Raw genomic sequence first — 18,736 nt, 5'->3', positions numbered from 1 at the left:
TCCGGGGCGTTGGGGGCGGGCGTCACATGTGGGCGCCGCGGCTCGGCTGCGGTGCGGCCGGCGCGTGGGCGATGAGGTGCTTGACGAGGGTGAGCAGGGTCTGGACTCCGGACGCGGAGATACGGGCGTCGCAGCGCACGACGGGGACGGACGGGTCCAGATCGATCGCGGCGCGCACCTCCTCGGGGTGGTAGCGGTGGGATCCGTCGAACTCGTTGATGGCGATGATGAAGGCGAGTCCGCGTTCCTCGAAGAAGTCGACGGCCGCGAAGCACTCCTCCAGTCGGCGGGTGTCGGCGAGGATGACCGCGCCGAGGGCGCCCTCGGACAACTCGTCCCACATGAACCAGAACCGCTCCTGCCCGGGTGTGCCGAACAGGTAGAGCACGTGCTGCGGGTCGAGGGTGATGCGGCCGAAGTCCATGGCGACGGTCGTCTCGACCTTGTTCTCGATGCCGTCCAGGTTGTCGGTGGCGGCGCTGACGGTGGTGAGCAGCTCTTCCGTGCTGAGCGGCGCGATCTCGCTGACGGCGCCGACGAAGGTGGTCTTGCCGACCCCGAAGCCACCCGCGACCAGGATCTTCAGGGCGGTGGGAAAGGGGTCGGGGCCGGCGTCGTCGTGCGGGCCGTGGGCGCGGCCGTCGCCGTGCCCGGCGCGCTCGTCGCGGTCAGAGCTGTCGTCGTAGTCCATCGAGCACTGCCTCCAGAAGGGCCCGGTCGGTGGGGTTGTGGTGGAACTCGGGGGGCTTGGTGGTCAGCGCCCCGCAGTCGAGGAGGTCGGACAGCAGCACCTTGGTGACCGCTGCCGGCAGCTTCAGATGGGCCGCGACCTCGGCGACCGACACGGGCGCACGGCTCAGGTCGAGCGCCTGGGCGTGCTCGGGGCCGAGGTAGCCGAGAGGGGTCGCCCCGGTGGCCCTGACCTGCGACAGAAGGTCGAGGGCGACGCTGGGCCTGGTCCGGCCGTTGCTGACCGTGAACGGGCGCACCAGCCGCCCTGCCGCGTCGTCGAGCCAGGGCCCGTCGCCGGCCGCCGCCACGTTCAAGGTCCCATCACCGAGGGTTCCGCGTGCTGCCGGGGCGCGGTCATCAGGTACGGCCGGACGCTCTTCACCAGCATCGCCATCTCGTATCCGAGCACGGCCGCGTCGGCCTCACGCCCGGCGAGCACCGCCAGACACGTGCCGGAGCCGGCGGTGGTGACGAACAGCAGCGTCGAGTCGAGTTCGACGACGACCTGCCGCACGTCACCGCCGTCGCCGAACCGGACGCCGGCGCTGCGGCCGAGGGAGTACAGGCCGGAGGCCAGCGCGGCCATGTGGTCGGCGCTGTCGGGGTCCAGGCCGTGGACCGACTTCACGAGCCCGTCGCAGGAGAGCAGCACCGCGCTCGTGGTGTGCGGTACGCGCTGCACGAGGCCGCTCATCAGCCAGTCGAGATCGGATACATGGCCGGTCGGCGCATCGCTCGCCATGGTGGATCGACTCCTTGAGGTACGAAGGTCTGCGGGAGCGCTGGGGGTGGGGGTGCTCAGCGTGCTCATCCGGCGGGTGCGCTCCCGTCGTGCCGGGCGGTGGACTGGTCGGGACCGGGCAGGTCCAGCCCCTCGCGCGCGCCGTACGCCTCGGGCGGCGCGGCCGCGTGCGCGGGGCGGGCCTCGGATATCCCGGACCGGCGCGACGGCCGTACGTCGGCCGAGAGCGACATCGGCGACACGAGCCGGACGCCTTCCGGGACGCCGTCCGCGGTGTCGCCGGTGTCGCCGCCGACGGGGAAGGCCTCGCGCGAGGTGGCCGTCTCCGGGTCCGGGGCGGCGCCGAGGCGGGCCGACGACGGCCCGTGGAGGGACAGGGCGGTGTTCCCAGGCGCCGCGTGCGGGGACGGACCCGCCGGGTCCGACGGGAGGAACGACGCCGGGTCCAGGGACCACGAGGACGAGGACGAAGAAGACGAAGGCGAGGGCGCCGGCAAGGACGCAGGCGAGCGGCCTGGCGGGTCCGCCGGCACCGGCGGGTCCGGCACCGGATACGGGGACGGCTCCATGACGTCCGCCTCCAGGCTCTGCTGGGCCTCGGCCAGGCCGATGCCCCGCTGGAAGGCCGCCATCAGGCCGGGATCGTGGCCGACGGGCTGCTCGACCTCCTGACGCGGGGCCGGACCGCCGCGCAGCTGGGGCACGAGGTGCTCCTGCGCCCGGCGCCGGGGCAGTTGGGGCTTGCCCATGGTGCCGCGCACCGTGCCGGTGCGCGGTGTGGGCGCGATGCCCTCGTGCTCCTCGACGACGGGCCGGTGACCGGGCCGGATGCCGGGGACGGCCTCGGCCGGGGTGGGCCGTTCCCCGCGGGCGCCACGGACGGGCAGCGGCGCGGGCCGGGCCCCGTCCGCGGGCGGGACGTCCGGCTGCGGGCCGGGCTCGGCGGACCCCGCCGAGGACGCGCCGTGCCGCCCGGGCCCGGGTGCGGGCTCCGGCCGCGACGGCGGCGTCGCCGTGTGGGCGGGACCTGAAGCGTCCTGCGCACGCGGCGGGGCCGGGGGTGTACCGGCTGGACCGGGAACCTCGGGCGGACGCGGCGAGGGCAGGGGTGTACCGGCGGCAGGGGTGTGCTGGGTGGGCCGGGTGTGTGACGGGGTGGTCCACCGGTCGGCGTCCGAGACCTCCCAGGCCTGCGGCGACAGGCTCGCCGGGCCCGCGGGGCCGCCCTCGTGCGCCCGTGCGGCGCCGAGCGAGCGGCCGGCGCCGTCGTCGGCGTCCCCGGTCCGAGCCGGGACCGGCGGCGCTCCCGCGTCGCCGACGCCCGGAACCGGTGACCAGGCCGTCCCCCCGGCGTCCCCGGCCTGGCCGGGCGCGGGCGGACGGCCCGCCGGCTGCTGCGCCGAGTGCGGACGGCGGCCCGTGCCGGGCTGGTGCGGAAGGCGCGGCGGTGCGGGTGCCGGGCCGGCGCCGGGCGCGGAGTGCGCCCCGGTTCCGACCGGCCGGCCCTGGGGCGGCGGCGGCATCGGCGGCCGCCCGGACGCGGCGGCGGGCGTCGTGGGGGGCGACGCGGCGGGCGTCGAGGCGGGGACGAGGGGCAGGCCGCCGCCGTCGGTGTCCGGGCCCTGCGGTACGGCGCCGAGGATGCCGGGCGCGGAGCCCAGCAGGGCCTGCGGGACGACGAGGACGGCCTGGACGCCGCCGTAGATGTTGCTCTGCAGACGGACCCGGATGCCGTGCCGCCGGGCCAGCTGCGAGACGACGAACAGGCCGATCCGGCCGTCGGCGAGGAGGCGGCCGACGTTGACCTGGTCGGGATCGGCGAGCAGGGCGTTCATCCTGCTCTGCTCCTCCACGGGCAGACCGAGGCCGCGGTCCTCGACCTCGACGGCCAGCCCCGAGGTGACGAGGTTGGCCCGCAGCAGCACCTGGGTGTGCGGGGCGGAGAACACCGTGGCGTTCTCGACGAGCTCGGCGAGCAGGTGGATGACGTCGGCGACGGCGTGGCCGCGCAGTTCGCCGTCGATCGGCGGGACGAGCTTGACCCGCGAGTACTGCTCGACCTCGGCGATCGCGGAGCGCAGCACCTCGGTCATGGAGACCGGGTTGCTCCACTGTCTGCGCGAGACGGCCCCGCCGAGGACGGCGAGGTTCTCGGCGTGGCGGCGGATGCGGGTGGCGAGGTGGTCGACGTGGAAGAGGCCCTTGAGCAGGTCGGGGTCCTCGATCTCGTTCTCCAGCTCGTCGAGAATCGAGATCTCGCGGTGCACCAGGGACTGAAGGCGCCGCGCGAGGTTGACGAACACCTCCAGCTTCTGTTCGCTGCCCGTCTGGCTGGACAGTTGTGCGGCCTGCACGACGGCGGTGACGGCCCCGTCGTGGGCGCGGGCCAGGTCGGCCGCGAGCAGCTCGAAGTCGTCGGCGTCGCCGGGCGGACCGCCCCGCGACGTGCGGGCGGGCGGGGCCTCACCCCGGCGCAGCGCCTCGATGACGCCGCGCAGCTCGGCCTCGCCGCGCGCGCTGCCGCGGCGCAGGGCCGCGACGCGGTCGCTGACGACGCGGGCGGCACGGTCCGCGGCCACGGCGGCGATCACGATGCCGGCGCCGGTCACCGCGACCGCGCCCGCGAGGACCGCCCACAGGGTCGGTCCGGGCCGGACGCCGGTGGAGCGCACGGTGAACAGGACCACCGCGCAGGCGCTGAGGGCCACCGCGATCGGCGGGAGCACGGCGAGGCGCAGCAACTGGGGCCGTATGTGTGTCTCGGCCGACGCCGGTGCGGTGCGGGCGGGCGGCCGCCCGTGCCGCCCGCCCTCACGGCGGTCTGCACGTGCGGCGGGTGCGCGGAGGTGAGACATCGGTGTCCTCGTACTGGTCCGTCGAGCCGGGTCGTCGGTCGGAAGAGCCGTCGGTCGGAAGAGCCGAAGAATTCGGCCCGGTGTCGCCCGACGGCCACTCACAGTAGTCGGCAACCCATCATGTGCGGTGGGCAGTTGACAAAGTCCCACACGCAGCGTCCCGCTCTGGTATGAGGCTTCGTACGACAGACCGATAAGCCGGAGCGATGCGAGGCACAACGAGGAAAAAGTTCGATCAGGGCTGGTCAGGCGCGTTCAGAAAATGACTGTGCGGGCCGGAGGCTCTCCGCCCCCCGGCCCGCACGGTCGAACGCCGACCCGCCCCGGTCAGCCCGCCGGAACCGCCTCCGACGCTTCACCGCCCTCGGCGGCACCCGCCGTGATGTCACTCTCGGTATCGGCTTTGGCCTCGGTTGCCGTCTCGTCCGTGGAGGGCCAGCCGCCCGCCGGAGTGCGCGCCACACCCCGCCACCACGGCTCGCCCGGGACGGACTCGGCCGTGGGCTCGAAGGGCTCGCCCGGGCGCGGCAGGGCCACACGCGCGCCGGCCGCCCGTCCGGCGGCCAGCGTGCCCTCCCCCGGGTCGGTCCACGCGTGCGTGGCGAGGTTGAACGTGGCCCAGTGGATGGGCAGCATCACCCCGCCGGAACCGCCCTGGAGGTCGACATGGGCTCGCATGCCCTCCTCGGGGGTCATGTGGATGTCGGGCCAGAACTCGGAGTACGCCCCGATCTGGATCATCGTCGCGTCGAACGGCCCGTGTGCGGCGCCGATCTCCCGGAATCCGTCGAAGTAGCCGGTGTCGCCGCTGTGGTAGATCCGGTGCTTCTCGCCGGCCACGACCCAGGACGCCCACAGGGTGTGCTGGGTGTTGCGCAGGCCGCGACCGCAGAAGTGGCGGGCGGGGGTGGCGGTCAGGGTGAGAGCGCCGACCTTCGTCTCCTCGTGCCAGTCCAGCTCGCGCAGCCGGCCGGCGGACACCCCCCAGTGCTCGAGGTGGGCGCCGACGCCGAGCGGCACCGCGAACAGCGTGTCCGTGCCGGCCAGCGACTTGATCGTGGGCATGTCCAGGTGGTCGTAGTGGTCGTGCGAGATGACGACGACGTCGACCGGGCCCAGCGCGGCCAGCGGCAGCGGGACCGGATGCAGCCGCTTGGGGCCGGCGAAGGGGAACGGGGAGCAGCGCTCGCCCCAGACGGGGTCGAACAGGACGCGCTGCCCGTCGATCTCCGCGAGGACGCTGGAGTGCCCCATCCAGGTCACCCTGAGACCCGTGGCGGGCGGCTTGGCCAGGTCGGCGAGCGTGGTGGCGTGCACCGGCACGGTGCCCGCGGGGGCGCGGCGGGGCCGCTGCTCCCGGTCGAAGAAGACCTTGGCGAAGTCGAGCGTCGAGGCGGAGGGACGGATTCGCGCCGGGCCGCCGGGGTTCAGGAAGACCCCGTCCTTGAAGTGGGGCGATCTGCGGATGCGCGCCAGGCGCTCACCACGGGGATCCGCGCCGAAGGCCTCGGGCTGCAGAGCACGGAGCCCGGAGCTCAGGGAACGGAAACCGGACACGGTACCTCCAGGTGGAGTCGCTGAGGCATTCCATTATGGTCGCCTCTTCCGACAACGCGTTGACAGGCTTCGTCACACCTCCCAATACTGACCCACTGTTCAGTAACCGTGCCGGTCGAGGAGCCCGTGTGACCTCCCCCTTCCTGTCGCTCACCTGGACCGACCACTTCACGGGCCGCCAGGGGTTCCTCGTCGTCGACCGGCTCGTGCGCGGAGTGTGCAGCGGCGGCCTGCGGATGCGGGCCGGCTGCACCCTGGAGGAGGTGACCGGACTCGCCCGCGGCATGAGCCTCAAGGAGGCGCTGCACTACGACCCCGAGGCCCGCTACGTCCCTCTGGGCGGCGCCAAGGGCGGCATCGACTGCGATCCCCGGGACCCGGAGGCGTACGGGCTGCTGGTGCGCTACCTGCGCGCGGTGCGGCCGTACGTGGAGAGCTGCTGGACCACCGGCGAGGACCTCGGGCTGACCCAGGACCTGGTCGACCGGGCGATCGCCGAGGTGGGGCTGGTGTCGTCCGTGCAGGCGGTGCACCCGCTGCTCGACGACGAGAGCGCGGCCCGGACGCGGCTCGCGGACGCCTTCGCCGTCGAGGTCGACGGCATCGGCCTGGACGAACTGGTCGGCGGCTGCGGGGTCGCCGAGTCCGTGCTGACCGCCCTGGACCGGGCCGGGGTGGCGCACGCCGGGATCAGGGTCGCCCTCCAGGGTCTCGGCACCATGGGCGGGGCCACCGCCCGCTTCCTCACGCGCGCGGGTCTGACGGTCGTGGCCGTCGCCGACGTCAAGGGCACGATCGCCAACCCGGACGGACTCGACGTGGAGGCGCTGCTCGCGGGGCGGGACGCCCATGGCGCCGTGGATCGGGCCGTACTGCGTCCCGGCGACCGCGAACTGCCCGGCGACGCCTGGCTTTCGGCGGAGGCGGAGGTGCTCGTGCCGGCCGCCGTGTCGTACGCGATCGGGGTAGAGGAGCAGGAACGGATCGGCGCCCGGTGGATCGCCGAGGCGGCCAACATGCCCGTCCTGCCGGAGGCGGAGGCGCTGCTGCACGCGCGCGGGGTGAGCGTCCTGCCGGACGTCGTCGTCAACTCCGCCACCAACGCCTGGTGGTGGTGGACGCTCTTCGGCGACATCGGTGCGGACCCGGACGAAGCCTTCGCGCACACGCGCCGCTCGATGCGCGCCCTGGTGGAACTGGTGCTGGCCCGCGCCGAGGCGGACGGAACGACCCCCCGGGCAGCCGCGCACTCGATCGCCGAACGGCGACTCCCGGCGATCGCACGACGCTTCGGCGTCCACCGCTGAGACGGGCGGACGGCGCTCGCACCCCCCTGCCGCCGCGAGCCTGACCGCCGTGCGGGGCCGCGCCGCTCCTCGGACGGGACCGGGGGCGCGCCGCGCGTGTGCGCCCGCGCCGCGGTGCGGTGCGCCGGACCTCCCTGCTCGCCGCGGTCGTCCACGGATTAGGGTGACCCGGTGACGAGGGTCCGGTTGAGTGTGGCCGAGCGGCGCGAGGAGCTGCTGCGGGCGGCCATCGAGCAGATCGAGGCGCGGGGCGTGGCGGCGGTCAGGATCGCCGACGTGGCCGCGGCCCTCGGGGTGAGCAACGCGCTGGTCCTCTACCACTTCTCGACGAAGGAGAGGCTGGTCGCCGACGCGTTCGCCCTCGCGGCCCAGGACGACCTGGCGCACCTGCGCAAGCTGGCCGGCCGCCGCACGACGGCGTTGCGCCGGCTGCGCGCGGCCGTGCGCTGGTACGCGCCCACGGGACAGGCCAAGGGCTGGCGGCTGTGGATCGAGGGCTGGGCCGTGTCGCTGCGCGAGCCCGCGTTGCGGGAGGTCGCCCGGGATCTCGACAGGGAGTGGAAGGCCGCGCTCGCCGGGGTGATCGCGGAGGGCGTGACCGCGGGCGAGTTCCGCTGCCCGGACCCGGAGGGCACGGCGCTGCGCCTGACGGCCCTGCTGGACGGGCTCGCCGTACAACTGACGTCGTACGAGGGCGCGGTGTCCCGGGCCAGGGCGCAGGAGTGGGTGGACGAGGCACTGAACCGCGAACTCGGCCTGGACGCAGGGACGTCGAGCGCCGAGGAGCGCTGAGCCGCCGGGGCAGGCCGCGGTCGGTCGAACTCGTGGACCACCGTCGCGTCACCTCCGCCCGGACCTCTCCGGGTGTGACGGGCGTACGGGAAAAGGGCGCGCGGGCCCGGTCCCCGAGTGTGCCGGACGGGCGTGAGTGCGTGCGGTCGCCCAAGCGCGCGTGTCGGCGCGCTTCCGGTCGCCACACCCGTACGGTCACCTCACGGGTGGAGCGGCCGGCCGTGGGACGCCCACGGCCGGCCGCGTCCGCGCACTGAGGCCCGCTCAGGCCACGGCGGCGATCCGCATCCTGATGTCGTCCGGCGACAGCGTGCCCTTGGCTATCACGTGGTCGCCGGAGGACTCGCCGCGCAGCCGGCGCCCGATCCACGGCACCAGGTACTCGCGGGCCCACTGGACGTCGTCGCGCCGCACCTCGAGGGTGCCGCGCGGCGGGAGCGCCGGCCACGGCTGCTCCGGGTCGGCCGGCACCTCCAGGTGGAGGACCTGGCCGGCGCGCAGCGCCACGCGCGTGTGCCCCTCCGGGGAGAGGTGGAGCCGGTCGCCGTCCCAGGCCCTGCGGTCCTGAACCGACTTCAGGGACCACAGGTCGAGCACCGGGCAGCCGTACCGGTCGGCGACGGCACGGACGTGCCCGTTGTAGGTGGCGATCTTGCCGCGCAAGTGCCTGAGCACGGGGACGCCGCGGGTGTCGAAGCCGGTGGTCACCATGACTGTGCCGGCTACGGCGGTCAGGGCCGAGATCGCGCGCTCGAAGCGCTCGGCGACCTCGTCCGGGTCGGTTCCTGGACGGAGGATGTCGTTGCCGCCCGCGCAGAAGGAGACCAGGTCCGGGGCGAGTTCCACCGCCCTGGGGAGCTGGTCCTCCATGATCTGGTCGAGCAGCTTTCCGCGGACCGCGAGGTTGGTGTAGTTGAAGTCGCCTTCGGGACGCAGGTCCGCGAGGAGGACCGCGAGCCGGTCCGCCCAGCCGACGAACGCCCCGTCGGGGCCGGGGTCGCCCACGCCCTCGGTGAAGCTGTCCCCCACCGCCACGTACGACCCGATCACTGATCTGTTGTCACTCTTCGAATCGTCTGCCACAGCAGTTCATGATTCACCTTCGAATGTGACTTACGCGACCGTAGGCAGAGGTTGACGGTCGGTGAGATAAGCCACTCCTAAAGAATTTGCCAACCAGGGAATAGGGAGCCACACCCGAAAGTCGTTGAAACGGGAATGACTCCGGGCGGTGCGGAACCCGACATGGGCCTGACACGCAGTCGAAGGCCGGACCCGGGCGGGTGCGGCCTTCGACTGCGTGTCAGGCGAGGGGGTCCGCCCGCTCGATCGACGTCGAGCGGGCGAGACCGGCAGGGTCAGCCGACGCTGACGCCGTGCGAGCGGAGGTACGCGATCGGGTCCACGTCCGAGCCGTAGTCCGGCGTGGTGCGGATCTCGAAGTGCAGGTGCGGGCCGGTCACGTTGCCGGTCGCCCCGGAGAGTCCGACCTGCTGGCCCGCGGTCACGGTCTGGCCGGCCGAGACGGAGAGCTGCGAGAGGTGGGCGTACTGGGCGTAGTAGCCGTCGGCGAGCCGGATGACGACCTGGTTGCCGTAGGCGCCGCCCCAGCCCGCGGACACGACGGTGCCCGCGCCGACGGCCTTGAGCGAGGTGCCGGTCGGGACGACGAAGTCCACGCCCGTGTGGTAGCCGCTCGACCACATGCTGCCCGACTGGTGGTACGGGGTGCCGACGGTGGCGCCGGCCACCGGCAGCACGAAGCCGTTGGAGCCGGTCTCGGAGGCCTGGGTGGCCTTCGAGGACGACGAGGTGGACGCCTTCGCGTCGGAGGCCTTCGACGACTTCGAGAACGCCGAGGACTTCGACGAGCTCTTGGAGGAGGAAGAGGACGAACCGGACGGCTTGGGGGCGCCGGTCGCGGCCTTCTTGCCGATCGACAGCTTGAGGCCGGGGTGGATCAGCGACGGGTCGTCACCGACGGCCTCGCGGTTGTCCTGGTAGAGCTTCCGCCAGCCGCCGCTGACCTTCTGCTCGTCCGCGATCTTCGAGAGGTAGTCGCCGGACCGCACGGTGTAGGTCTTCGAGGTGGCGGTCTTCCGGGTCACCGCGGCGGCCTGAACGGTCTTTTCCGAAACGGTTCGGGCGACCGACTGGCCGGCGGTCTGCGCAACGGATTCCGGGGTGGCCGCGTGAGCGCCGGAGGCGCCCATGAGCGGAAGGGCGAGCGCGGCGCCGCCGGTTCCGGCGACGGCTATGGAACGGGTGAAACGCTGGGCCTTGGGACGGCGGTGCTTACCCTTCGCGGGCATGGCGAATTCCTCTCCGGCGCCTGCGAGGTGAGCTGTCGGGTGCGGACTGGAGATGCCCGGCCGCGCCGAGGCGCGGCTTTACCCCAAGCCTGTTCCGGGACCGGAACAGGCGGTTGTGCCTGTGGGTCCCCCGCTCCTGCCGTTCACGGGTGAGTGTGCGGTCTCCGGGCGGCGGCAGGATTGGGCGTCCGTCCGGATTGGTGTGGAACGTAAGCGACCAGGACGCACAGGGACAAGCAGAGGTTGTACGGCCGACGCCCTCTACTTGATCCCCTGCGGGAATTCCCGGTCACGCTCCGTGAATCGCACCGCCGCCAATTCACCAAGCACCCTTGAATCACACGCGAATTACGTGAACATGACGGGCGACGCACGGTCACAGCTATGACGCTGCTCACGTGACACTTCTCCAGGACCCTTTATTACATAGCGAGTTCAAACAAAGGATCCAATTCGGACAGAAAGCTCAGATGCGACGCAGGCGGATAACCGTCGCATCGAGGTCGCCGCGCAGACCGGTACGCAGCCCGTGGTGCAGCAGTACCGCACCCCGGTGCACTTCGCCCGTTTCACGGCATTCGTACGAGGCTGTCGGGTCGAGCCCCCGCAGCCGCAGCGCGGGAACGGGCTCACCGAACCGCTGCGCCTGGAGCCAGGCGAGGACGACGGTCTCGTCGCCGCGCAGGTACTGAACGGCGCTCAGTCCGCCCGTCGGCGGACGCAGCCGGTAGAGGTCGCCGTGCTGCACCAGGGGCCGGATGTCCTTGTAGAGGTCCACCCATCCGCGCGCCTCGGCGAGCTCCTCCTCGCTCCACTCGGCGAGATCCCCGCCGACGCCGAGCACCCCGGCCATGGCGCTGACGAACCGAAAGCGCAGCGAGCTGACCCGCCCGTTGAGCTGCGTGTTGGGGCTGTCGGTGACCCATGCGGCCATGACCCGGGCGGGGTGCAGCTGGCTGAAGCCGTGCTGGATGTCGAGCCGGTCGAGCGGATCGGTGTTGTCGGAGGTCCACACCTGGTCGGTGCGGCTCATGATCCCCAGGTCGATGCGCCCGCCACCGCCCGAGCAGGACTCGAAGGCGACGCCCGGGTGGGCAGCCCGCAGCCGGTCCAGGAGGCCGTAGAGGGCGCGCACGTGGTCGACCCACAGGCGCTGCGGGTAGGGGTCGTCCGGCCAGCCGGCGTCGGTGAAGCAGCGGTTGAAGTCCCACTTGACGTAGTCGATCGGCGCGCTGGACAGGAGGGCGTCGAGCTGCTCCCAGAGGTACTCCTGGACGTCCTCGCGCGCGAGGTTCAACATGAGCTGATTGCGGAACTCCGTCCGCTTTCGTCCCGGTTGGAACTGCACCCAGTCGGGGTGCGCCCGGTACAGGTCGCTGTCCGGGTTGACCATCTCGGGCTCGACCCAGACGCCGAACTGCATGCCGAGGGCGTGCACGTACTCCCCGAGGGGTTTCAGGCCGTTGGGGAAGCGGTCGGGGTTGGGCCGCCAGTCGCCGAGCCCCGCGTGGTCGCCGGTGCGCGCCCCGAACCACCCGTCGTCGACGACGAACAGCTCCACCCCGATCGCCGCGGCGCGCCGGGCGAGGTTCGCCTGCTGCTCCTCGGAGATGTCGAAGTAGGTGGCCTCCCACGAGTTGAACAGCACCGGCCGGTCCTGCTCGGCGGCCGGGATCACGTGGGTGCGCTGATAGGCGTGCCAGGCGCGGCTCGCGCCGCCGAAACCGGCGTCGGTCCACAGGCCGGCGAAGACGGGCGCGGTGAAGTCCTCGCCCGACGCGAGGCGCAGCAGGCCCGAGTCGTCGTATCCGGCGCCGCCGGTGATCTGCACGCGCGCGTCGGGGAGCTGGGCGACGGCGATGCGCCACGAGCCGGACCAGCCGAGGGCGCAGCCGTAGACCTCGCCGCGCTCCTCGGTCGCGTCGGTGTCGAGGGCGACCCAGGGCAGGTGCTGGTGTCCGGTGTGGCCGCGGCGGCTGCCGATGACCTTCTCGCCGTAGGTGAGCGCGGACCGCGTGAGCCGCGACTCGGCGGCCCAGCGCCCGTGCAGCTGCGACAGCCGCCAGTCGTCACGCATGGGCAGGGTCCAGGTGGCCGAGTCCGCCCGGAGCAGCTCCAGCGGCTGCTCACCCTCGTTGCGCAGGGTCGCCCACCGCTCGACGACGTCGCCGCGCATCCGGTAGTGCAGGGTGACGCTCAGCCCGGCGTCACGGAACCGCAGCCGGAGTTCGTCGCCGTCGGTCTCGTGCGCCTCGAAGGTCCACTCGGTGCCGCGCCGCGCTTCGGTGCGCACCGACAGCGCGGGCCGGACGAAGCGGGGACCGCCCTCGACCGGGTACTCCTCGTGGCCGTCGAGCGGGGCCTCGAAGGACGCCCCGCGTTCCGGCAGCGCGAGCGCGGCGAGGGCCTCGGCGTCCGCGAGCGCGATGCGCGGGCCCCAGTGCAGATGGATCAGCTCGGCGGCCTCGGTGAGGTGGAGGGCGTAGCTGCTCGTGGGCCCCGAAAGGAGCCACGTACGGCCGTTGTCGGCGATCTCGGGCATCAAACCCCCACTGATTCGAACAGGTGCGATCAAGCCCCAACATCATCGAATGCCGTCGGCCCGCCGGGCAACTTCCCGCGGACAGGACTTTCACCTGGCCGGACGCCCGGTCGGCCGCCTGTGGACAACCCGTTGCCCCGGGAACCCATGTCGTATCGTCGAGGAGGTGTCCCGTCGGCCACCACGAGCCGCGCCGACGGAGACCGACAGGGAGGGAGTTCCCGTGACGCAGCAGATCCCGTCGACCGAGCCCGAGCTGGCCGGCGTGCGCAACTTCCGGGATGTGGGCGGTCTGCCGACCGTCGACGGCCGGCGGGTGCGTCACGGCGTGCTGTTCCGCAGCGGCCATCTCGCGCACGCCACCGACGAGGACGCCGCGTTCCTCTCCGGCCTGGGCCTGCACACCGTCTTCGACTTCCGCAACGCGGCGGACCAGAAACTGGAGGGTCCGGACGTCGAGCTGCCGGGCGTGCGCAACGTCAACCTGCCCTTGTCCGACCCGGCCGACGGGGCCGAGTTCTGGAAGATGGTCCGCGACGGCCACCTCGACCAGCTGCGCGAGATCCTCGGCGACGGCAAGGGCGCGGGCCGGATGATCGCCTCCTACCGCGCGATCGTCAAGGGGCGTACGGCCGAGCACTCGCAGGTGCTGCACGCGCTCGCCGAGGACAGTGTCCCGGCCCTGATGCACTGCGCGGCGGGCAAGGACCGGGCGGGCCTGTCCGTCGCGGTGACGCTGCTGGCCGTGGGCGTCGAGCGGGAGGCGATCCTCGGCGACTACCTGGAGTCCAACGCCAGGCACCGCCGCTACAAGGTGCGCCGCAGCGCCACCGCCGCCGAGGCCTACTCCCCCGAGGTCATGGAGCTGCTGAGCCCCCTTTTCGACGCCCGCGCGGAGTACCTCGCGGCGGCCTTCGAGACCATCGACGAGACCTGGGGCGGCGTCGACGCCTACCTGGAGCACGGCCTCGGACTCTCCGGTGGGACGCGCGAGCGGCTGAAGGAGCGGCTGCTCGACTGACCCGCCGCGGGCCGCCGGCGCTACTGCTTGGCCCCCACCTCGAACAGCAGCCACAGGAAGGCCGCGAAGGCGTGCCCCACGGCGATGTAGATGATCAGCCGGATCCAGAGGGTGCGGGGGAACTTCTCCTCGCGGTCGCTCATGGCGTCACGTCGCTCTCTGACGGGTTGGGGCCCAGGCACAGCGTGGCCGTGGGGCTCTGCAACAAGGTGTGGACGAAGAGGAGGTCGACCCCGTCGGCCTCCTGCGCGGCGATGCGGTGCGGGGTCAGCGAGTCGAAGTGCGCGCTGTCGCCCGGCCCCAGCAGGTCGGTGGTGTCCCCCAGGCTCAGCCGCAGCCGTCCGCGCAGGACGTGCAGCCACTCCTCCCCGGGGTGCACGCGCACGATGTCGCCCTGGGAGCCGTGGGGGACATGGACGCGCAGGGCCTGCATCCCGCGCCCGGAGGCGCCGGCCTGCCAGTAGGTCCAGCCGCCCGCGCGGGTCGGCTCCATGTCGGCGGCGCGGACCACGGCGTCGCGGTCGGCGACCGTCTCTCCGAGCAGGTTCGAGACGGTCGTACCATAGACGCGCGCCAGCGTGAGCAGCATCGGCAGCGAGGGCTGACGCCGGCCGGTCTCCAGACGGGACAGATGGGCGGGCGACAGTCCGGCTGCGCGGGCCGCGGCCTCCAGGGTGAGGGCGGCCCTGCGGCGCAGGGCGCGCAGCTGGGGCGCGACGGTGGGAAGAGCCTCGTCCTGTTGCGGCGAGGGCTCGGACTCGGGCGAGCTCATGTGTCCATTTCACGCCTGTTTTGCCTCTGCGGCAAATTCCTTGCCTCAGAGGCAAAGCCTCGCCCGGGCGGTCAGCGGTTGGCCACCGCCTGCTTCACCAGCGTCTTGCTGAAGTCCCACATCAGCCCGCCGCCGGTGTGCGCCTCGTCCATCACGGCGGTGAAAGCGTCGACGAAGCGGTCCACCTCAGCCTCACCGATGACCAGCGGCGGAATCAGCTTGATCACCTCCAGGTGATCGCCGGAGACCTGGGTGAGGATCCGGTGCCGCTGCAGCAGCGGTACGACCACCATCTGCGCGAACAGTCCCTTGCGCGCCGCCTGCAGCATGGTCCAGCGGCTGCGCAGCTTCAGCGACCTGGGCCTGCCGAACTCGATGCCGATCATCAGCCCCCGGCCGCGGACGTCGGCCAGCAGCTCGTACCTGTCGCTCAGGGCGGTGAGCCGGGACTTCAGCAGGTCCCCCGTCAGCCGGGCGTTCGCGACGATCTGCTCGTTCTCCATGACGGCCAGCACGGCGAGCCCCGCCGCCATGGCCTGCGCGTTGGAGCCGAAGCTCGCCGAGTGCACCAGCACCCGGTCCATCGACGAGTAGACCTTCTTGAAGATCCAGTCCTTGCCGAGGGTCGCGCCCACCGGCACGTACCCGCCGGACAGCGCCTTGGCCACGCACACCAGGTCCGGCTCGACGCCCTCCTCGTGCTGGTAGGCGTAGAAGTCGCCGGTCCGGCCCAGCCCCGTCTGCACCTCGTCCACGACGAGCAGCGCCTTGTGCCGGTGCAGCAGTTCCTGGGCGGCGCGCAGATAGCCGGGGGGCGCCTCGTGCACCCCCTTGCCCTGGATGGGCTCGACGATCAGGGCCGCGACGTCCCCCTTCTTCAACTCGGCGGCCAGCGCGTCGAGATCGCCGAGCGGGACGGGCGTGTCGGGCAGCAGGGGCGCGAATCCGTCCCGGAAGCCCGACTCGCCGTTCACGGACAGCGAGCCCGTGGTGAGGCCGTGGAAGGCGTGGTCGCAGTACAGGATCCTCGGCCTGCCGGTGGCGTACCGGGCGAACTTCAGGGCGGTCTCCACCGCCTCGGTGCCGCTGTTGCCGAAGAACACGCGGTCCAGGTGCGGGCTGTGCGCGAGCAGCTTCTCGGCCAGCAGCCCCGGCAGGGGCTGGCAGTCGAACCGGGTGAGGTCGGCGAGCTGGGCGTCGAGGACGTCGTGCAGCGCCCTGCGGACCACGGGGTGGTGGCGGCCCAGGCCCATCACCCCGAACCCGGCGAGCATGTCCAGGTAGTCGTTGCCTTTCGCGTCCCAGAAGTACGCGCCCTCGCCGCGCTCGTAGACCTTGTCGAAGCCGATGGTGTGCAGCATGCGCGGCAGCTGGTGGTTGAGATACCTGCCGTGCAGCTCGTAGCGCTCGGCTCCGCGCTCGGCCAGCAGGGCGCCGAGGTCGAACTCCGTGGTCATTCAGCTTTCTCCTTGACTGGGCCGGCGAGGGGAGCGTCGGCGGACCTGACGTCCCGCACGGCGAGGCTCGCGCCGATCCGGCCGGCGATCTCGACGGGCGTGAGACCGATGTCGGCGAGCACCTCGCCCCGCTTGGCGTGCGCGAGGAACTGCTCCGGGATCCCGAACCTGCGTACGGGGACGTCGACTTCGGCGTCGCCCAGGGCCAGCGCCACCGCCGATCCGACGCCGGCGGCACGGCTGTTGTCCTCGACGACGGCAACCAGGCGGTGCTCGGCGGCGAGGCCGGGCAGGGCCGGGTCGACGGGCTTGACCCAACGGGGGTCCACCACCGTGCAGTGGACGCCCCGCGCGGCCAGCAGCTCGGCGGCCTGCAGGCACACCGGCGCCATCACGCCGACGGCCACCAGCAGCACGTCCGGCCGCTCGCCCCGGCGCAGCACGTCCATGCCGCCCACCCGGTCGACCGCGGGCACGTCCGGTCCGACCGACTCCTTCGGGAAGCGGACCAGGGTCGGCGCGTCGTCCACCGCGACCGCCTCCCGCAGCTGCGCGCGCAGCTGCCCGGCGTCGCGCGGGGCCGCGATGCGCAGTCCCGGCACGACCTGGAGCACGGACATGTCCCACATGCCGTTGTGGGACGCCCCGTCGACGCCGGTGACCCCGGCCCGGTCCAGCACGAACGTGACCCCGCAGCGGTGCAGGGCCACGTCCATCAGCAACTGGTCGAAGGCCCGGTTGAGGAACGTGGCGTAGACGGCGACGACCGGGTGCAGGCCGCCGGTCGCCAGACCGGCCGCGCTCACGGTCGCGTGCTGCTCGGCTATGCCGACGTCCCAGACGCGGTCCGGGAAGCGCTCGGCGAACCTGCCGAGCCCCACCGGGTGCAGCATCGCCGCCGTGATCGCCACGACGTCGTCGCGTTCCTCGCCGATCGCCACGATCTCGTCCCCGAAGACCGACGTCCAGGACGGCCCGCCGGCGGGAGTGAGCGGCTCGCAGGTGAGGGGGTCCATCGCGCCGACGGTGTGGAAGTGGTCCTCCTCGTGCGCGAGGGCGGGCTCGTAGCCGCGGCCCTTCTCGGTCAGGCAGTGCACCAGCACGGGCCCGCCGAAGCGTTTGGCCCGGCGCAGCGCGGACTCGACGGCCCCCAGGTCGTGACCGTCTATCGGGCCGACGTACTTCAGGCCCAGGTCCTCGAACATGCCCTGCGGCGCGAACGCGTCCTTGAAGCCCTTCTTCGCGCCGTGCAGCGACTCGTAGACCGTGTGACCGACGACCGGGGTGCGCAGCAGCACGTCCTTCCCCCAGGCCAGCACCTTCTCGTAGCCGTCGGTCGTGCGCAGGGTCGCCAGGTGGTTGGCGAGCCCGCCGATGGTCGGCGCGTACGAGCGCTCGTTGTCGTTGACGACGATGATCAGCGGACGGTCCCTGGCGGCCGCGATGTTGTTGAGCGCCTCCCAGGCCATGCCGCCGGTCAGCGCGCCGTCGCCGATGACCGCGACCACATGGCCCTTCCCGCCCTGCACCTGGCGGGCCTTGGCGAGACCGTCCGCCCAGCCCAGCGCGGTGGAGGCGTGACTGTTCTCGATGACGTCGTGCTCGGACTCCTCACGGGAGGGGTAGCCGGACAGGCCGCCCTTGCCGCGCAGCTTGGAGAAGTCCTGACGCCCGGTCAGCAGCTTGTGCACATAGCTCTGGTGGCCGGTGTCCCACAGGATGCGGTCCACCGGCGACTCGAAGACCCGGTGCAGGGCGACGGCCAGTTCCACCACGCCCAGGTTGGGCCCGAGGTGTCCGCCGGTCCTGGCGACCGCGTGCACCAGGAACTCCCTGATCTCTTCGCACAGTTCGCCGAGTTCCGCCTCCGACAGCGCCTTCAGGTCGCGTGGTTGCCGGATGTTCTCCAGGATCGTCACGTCGGGCCCCCTTCGGTCCGTGCTGTTCAACTCACGGTGACGGCCGGCTCCCCCGCCGCGACGCCGTCCTGCTCCATCTGCTCGGCGATCTTCATCGCCTCCTCGATGAGGGTCTCCACGATCTTCGACTCGGGGACGGTCTTGACGACCTCGCCCTTGACGAAGATCTGACCCTTGCCGTTGCCGGAGGCGACGCCGAGGTCCGCCTCCCGCGCCTCGCCGGGTCCGTTCACCACGCAGCCCATGACCGCGACGCGCAACGGCGCCTGCATGCCCTCCAGGCCCGCGCTGACCTCGTCGGCCAGCTTGTAGACGTCGACCTGGGCCCGCCCGCACGACGGACAGGAGACGATCTCCAGTCGCCGCTGCCGCAGGTTCAGCGACTCCAGGATCTGGATGCCGACCTTGACCTCCTCGACCGGAGGGGCCGACAGCGACACCCGGATGGTGTCGCCGATGCCCTGCGAGAGCAGCGCGCCGAAGGCGACGGCCGACTTGATGGTGCCCTGGAAGGCGGGCCCGGCCTCGGTGACGCCGAGGTGGAGCGGGTAGTCGCTCTGCGCGGCGAGCTGCCGGTAGGCCTCGATCATGATCACCGGGTCGTTGTGCTTGACGGAGATCTTGATGTCGCAAAAGCCGTGCTCCTCGAAGAGCGAGGCCTCCCACAGGGCCGACTCGACCAGCGCCTCCGGGGTCGCCCTGCCGTACTTCTGCAGCAGACGGCGGTC

Annotated in this window: 16 protein-coding genes and 1 riboswitch; of the genes, 3 read left to right on the top strand and 13 right to left on the bottom strand. The window is 72.4% G+C overall.

Annotation, left to right across the window (positions count from 1 at the left end):
* Window positions 1–22: 22 nt before the first annotated feature.
* The 5 genes from ACZ7DE_RS08685 to ACZ7DE_RS08665 form a co-directional block, all read right to left on the bottom strand.
* Entirely contained in the window at window positions 23–691 is a 669-nt protein-coding gene (locus tag ACZ7DE_RS08685; RefSeq protein WP_470759017.1) for a GTP-binding protein, read from the bottom strand.
* On the bottom strand, window positions 669–1,040 hold the full coding sequence (locus ACZ7DE_RS08680) for a DUF742 domain-containing protein (protein WP_470760052.1): 372 nt from the start codon (window positions 1,038–1,040) through the stop codon (window positions 669–671). Before ACZ7DE_RS08680 ends, ACZ7DE_RS08685 begins: the two co-directional genes overlap by 23 nt.
* Window positions 1,041–1,042: 2 nt before the next feature.
* Entirely contained in the window at window positions 1,043–1,474 is a 432-nt protein-coding gene (locus ACZ7DE_RS08675) for a roadblock/LC7 domain-containing protein (protein ID WP_470759016.1), read from the bottom strand.
* A 65-nt stretch (window positions 1,475–1,539) separates the two neighbouring features.
* Entirely contained in the window at window positions 1,540–4,329 is a 2,790-nt protein-coding gene (locus tag ACZ7DE_RS08670; protein WP_470759015.1) for a sensor histidine kinase, read from the bottom strand.
* Between the two features lie 327 nt (window positions 4,330–4,656).
* Window positions 4,657–5,886 carry an MBL fold metallo-hydrolase gene (locus ACZ7DE_RS08665; protein WP_470759014.1) on the bottom strand — a complete coding sequence of 410 codons (1,230 nt, stop codon included), beginning with the start codon at window positions 5,884–5,886 and terminating at the stop codon, window positions 4,657–4,659.
* Between the two features lie 128 nt (window positions 5,887–6,014).
* On the opposite strand from ACZ7DE_RS08665, the gene ACZ7DE_RS08660 reads away from it, so the two are divergent.
* The gene (locus ACZ7DE_RS08660) at window positions 6,015–7,193 is read left to right on the top strand and encodes a Glu/Leu/Phe/Val dehydrogenase dimerization domain-containing protein (RefSeq protein ID WP_470759013.1); all 1,179 of its coding nucleotides are present in this window, start codon (window positions 6,015–6,017) and stop codon (window positions 7,191–7,193) included.
* A 171-nt stretch (window positions 7,194–7,364) separates the two neighbouring features.
* Complete coding sequence (locus tag ACZ7DE_RS08655; protein ID WP_470759012.1) at window positions 7,365–7,985, top strand: TetR/AcrR family transcriptional regulator; 621 nt, start codon at window positions 7,365–7,367, stop codon at window positions 7,983–7,985.
* Window positions 7,986–8,249: 264 nt separating this feature from the next.
* On the opposite strand, the gene ACZ7DE_RS08650 is transcribed toward ACZ7DE_RS08655, so the two are convergent.
* The 3 genes from ACZ7DE_RS08650 to ACZ7DE_RS08640 form a co-directional block, all read right to left on the bottom strand.
* Window positions 8,250–9,035, bottom strand: coding sequence for an SGNH/GDSL hydrolase family protein (locus tag ACZ7DE_RS08650; RefSeq protein WP_470760050.1), 786 nt, complete (start codon window positions 9,033–9,035; stop codon window positions 8,250–8,252).
* 308 nt (window positions 9,036–9,343) lie between these two features.
* Window positions 9,344–10,297 (bottom strand): M23 family metallopeptidase, encoded by a 954-nt coding sequence (locus ACZ7DE_RS08645; protein ID WP_470759011.1) that lies wholly within the window; start codon window positions 10,295–10,297, stop codon window positions 9,344–9,346.
* A 4-nt stretch (window positions 10,298–10,301) separates the two neighbouring features.
* Window positions 10,302–10,459: riboswitch (cyclic di-AMP (ydaO/yuaA leader) on the bottom strand.
* 304 nt (window positions 10,460–10,763) lie between these two features.
* Entirely contained in the window at window positions 10,764–12,839 is a 2,076-nt protein-coding gene (locus ACZ7DE_RS08640; RefSeq protein ID WP_470759010.1) for an alpha-galactosidase, read from the bottom strand.
* 223 nt (window positions 12,840–13,062) lie between these two features.
* Between ACZ7DE_RS08640 and ACZ7DE_RS08635 the strand changes: the two genes are divergently transcribed.
* Window positions 13,063–13,860 (top strand): tyrosine-protein phosphatase, encoded by a 798-nt coding sequence (locus tag ACZ7DE_RS08635; protein WP_470759009.1) that lies wholly within the window; start codon window positions 13,063–13,065, stop codon window positions 13,858–13,860.
* A 20-nt stretch (window positions 13,861–13,880) separates the two neighbouring features.
* On the opposite strand, the gene ACZ7DE_RS08630 is transcribed toward ACZ7DE_RS08635, so the two are convergent.
* The 5 genes from ACZ7DE_RS08630 to ACZ7DE_RS08610 all read right to left on the bottom strand — a co-directional run.
* Window positions 13,881–14,003: a DUF6126 family protein gene (locus tag ACZ7DE_RS08630; protein ID WP_470759008.1), complete on the bottom strand. Its 123-nt coding sequence runs from the start codon at window positions 14,001–14,003 to the stop codon at window positions 13,881–13,883.
* Complete coding sequence (locus ACZ7DE_RS08625) at window positions 14,000–14,632, bottom strand: helix-turn-helix domain-containing protein (RefSeq protein ID WP_470759007.1); 633 nt, start codon at window positions 14,630–14,632, stop codon at window positions 14,000–14,002. The genes ACZ7DE_RS08630 and ACZ7DE_RS08625 overlap by 4 nt, the downstream gene beginning before the upstream one ends.
* Before the next feature lie 71 nt (window positions 14,633–14,703).
* Window positions 14,704–16,089, bottom strand: a complete 1,386-nt coding sequence (locus ACZ7DE_RS08620; RefSeq protein WP_470759006.1) for an aspartate aminotransferase family protein — start codon at window positions 16,087–16,089, stop codon at window positions 14,704–14,706.
* On the bottom strand, window positions 16,086–18,008 hold the full coding sequence (gene dxs, locus ACZ7DE_RS08615; RefSeq protein WP_470759005.1) for a 1-deoxy-D-xylulose-5-phosphate synthase: 1,923 nt from the start codon (window positions 18,006–18,008) through the stop codon (window positions 16,086–16,088). The genes ACZ7DE_RS08620 and dxs overlap by 4 nt, the downstream gene beginning before the upstream one ends.
* A gap of 26 nt (window positions 18,009–18,034) precedes the next feature.
* On the bottom strand, window positions 18,035–18,736 hold a 702-nt coding region (locus tag ACZ7DE_RS08610), incomplete at its 5' end, for a flavodoxin-dependent (E)-4-hydroxy-3-methylbut-2-enyl-diphosphate synthase (protein WP_470759004.1).

The sequence above is a fragment of the Streptomyces sp. NPDC037083 genome, assembly GCF_055606485.1.
This window is presented reverse-complemented; position numbering and strand designations above follow the sequence as displayed.